We start from the raw sequence: 2,371 nt of genomic DNA, 5'->3' as shown, positions 1-2,371 counted from the left end.
AATTTAGTCTGAAGATTGTTGGGAAAGGAGGTTCACAATGGAAGTAATTTAGCAAGTGTCTTTTCAGCAATAATAATAGTTATAACTGTTTATTCAATGATGAAGGTATGCCTTATTGCCTATAAGAGGAATGAAATATCACTTCGGAAATTCATCATTTTTACAACTTCTTCGATTGTAATAGGTTTAATAGTTGCTTCCGTTTTACCCTTTGGTTATCAAAAAGTAATTGATTACATTTATTAACTACTTTTTTAAAGAAAGACCTTCTCAATTGAAGGTCTTTTATCTCTTTGTAAAACAACAATAAAGATTAACCTAGCCTTTGGAATAGCAAGTAACCCTGTTAAATCAACATTTTCATTTTAGGTTCCATGTATCTTTTGAAGTATCATCTGTCATTGCATATGCGATATTGAGAAATTTGTTTCGGACTCTTTTCTAATATCAGGTCTAACCTAAATGCTGCAATGAATACATTAAAAAGATGTAAGTAAAATGATTAAGGGGGAACTCAGTTGTCAGAAGGATTACATAGTATCATCTTACCCGTTTCAATTGAAAATGTATGGGGGTTTGTCAGTGTCATTGATCTATGGGCGCCTCTGGTCCCAGGATATATTAGTCATGAGATAATAAATGATGAGACACTCGTATGGGAGTTTAAAAGCGATTTGGGTTTAATGAAAAAGAAAATTAAACTAGAAGTTGATATATTAGAATGGAACGAACCTAATAAGGTAACATTTAACCTTCGGGGATTAAATGAAAAATTTGATGGATATGGTTACTTTTTTGCTGAACAGATCGGGAAAGGACAGACTAAGATGACTGGTTGTCTTGCGATAATGGCTAAAGGAGCTAAAGCACCGATTGTAAATGCTTTGTTAAAATCCTACGTTCCCCAAATGACTGTTGAATTTTCAGAGGCTATTGCACAAAATCTCCTTGTACAAAAATAGAGTATTTACCTATCGAATAAGGGTTATTTGAGATAAATACTTGACAAGTATACCTGAGAGGTATGTATTATGAATTGTAAGGCGATAAGATTATTTTTTTACATTCATTCCATATGGGACTAAACGTGGATGGTATGCCTGATAAGAATAATAAGTTACAAGGGATAGGAGGTCAACCTCACACATGGAATATGAAAAGCAAATGAAAAATAGAGTTAAACGAATTGAAGGACAGCTTCGAGGGATTTTGAAAATGATGGAAGAAAATAAAGACTGTAGAGATGTCGTAACACAGTTATCTGCCACTCGATCTGCAATAGACCGTACAATTGGTGTAATTGTGAGCTCCAATCTTGTAGAATGTGTCCGGGAAGCTAATGAGACAGGTGAAAAGAACCCAGAAGAACTTGTTAAAGAGGCAGTTAATTTATTAGTGAAAAGCCGATAAAATAAATGAGTTAAATTCAGTGTATCCTGTATATTGCAATGAAAGTTTGTATAAGAAGATTAAAAGTCACCCTGGCAGTTATGGATATTTAAGGGTTGGTTCGAAAATACTTATATAGATAGGCCTCTACAGGGAGGGGCCTATTTTTTGCGAATTTTTGTTTTCTTTTTTCTAATAGGCAAATCCTTTGATATAAAGAATTTGCATGTTATCCTTAAAGGGATAAAAATTGAGTGAGGGTATGCTATGGAATTCACGCATGTTACAACGGTTTTGTTAGGCCTCGTTATTATTCTTAATATTCTATTTGCAACGATTGTTATATTTTTTGAAAGAAGAGAAGCGAGCACGACCTGGGCTTGGTTATTGGTGTTATATTTTTTACCTGTAGTCGGTTTTATTTTATATCTTCTTTTTGGAACAAGTTTGAGGCACGCTCACTTATTCCAATGGGAGGATAAGAAAAAAATTGGGATTGAAGAAATCCTTGATAAACAGATGGAAGAGCTTTCTACGGATCACTTTCCTTTTCGAAATACCTCTTCGAGCAATTACCGTGATTTGATTTATATGCACCTTCGAAATAATGATGCAGTTCTGACGGAAGATAATCATGTCGATATTTTTTCGGATGGAAGAAAGAAGTTTGAACAGCTTTTTAAAGATATCGAAGAGGCAGAAAACCATATACATATACAATATTATATTATTCAAAGAGACGGTCTCGGAAAACGGTTCATTGAGGCTTTGACGAAAAAAGCAAATGAAGGTGTCAAAGTCCGCCTGCTTTATGATGAATTAGGGTCAAGGGGAATGACAAAAAGTTTTTTCAAGGACTTTAGGCAGGCAGGYGGCAGAGTGGAAGCATTTTTTCCATCCAAGTTAAAATTTATTAATTTACGTTTGAATTTCCGTAATCATCGAAAGCTCGTCATCATAGATGGAAAAGTAGGGTATGTTG

Annotated in this window: 3 protein-coding genes; all 3 read left to right on the top strand. The window is 34.3% G+C overall.

Features of this window, described 5'->3' with window-relative positions:
* Positions 1–518: 518 nt before the first annotated feature.
* Positions 519–962 carry an SRPBCC family protein gene (locus tag AC1DUW_RS26125; protein ID WP_053346460.1) on the top strand — a complete coding sequence of 148 codons (444 nt, stop codon included), beginning with the start codon at positions 519–521 and terminating at the stop codon, positions 960–962.
* Positions 963–1,146: 184 nt separating this feature from the next.
* On the top strand, positions 1,147–1,410 hold the full coding sequence (locus tag AC1DUW_RS26120) for a metal-sensitive transcriptional regulator (RefSeq protein ID WP_053346459.1): 264 nt from the start codon (positions 1,147–1,149) through the stop codon (positions 1,408–1,410).
* Between the two features lie 246 nt (positions 1,411–1,656).
* A partial coding sequence (locus AC1DUW_RS26115) for a PLDc N-terminal domain-containing protein (protein WP_477643850.1) occupies positions 1,657–2,371 on the top strand: 715 nt, incomplete at its 3' end.

This window comes from Peribacillus sp. P4_C12, assembly GCF_056402095.1.
The sequence above is the reverse complement of the archived record's forward strand: the minus strand, read 5'-3'. Positions and strand labels throughout refer to the sequence as shown.

Bases quoted from the DNA above. Each gene is read 5' to 3' on its own strand.
- AC1DUW_RS26120 (WP_053346459.1), top strand. From the start codon at position 1,147: ATGGAATATGAAAAGCAAATGAAAAATAGAGTTAAACGAATTGAAGGA.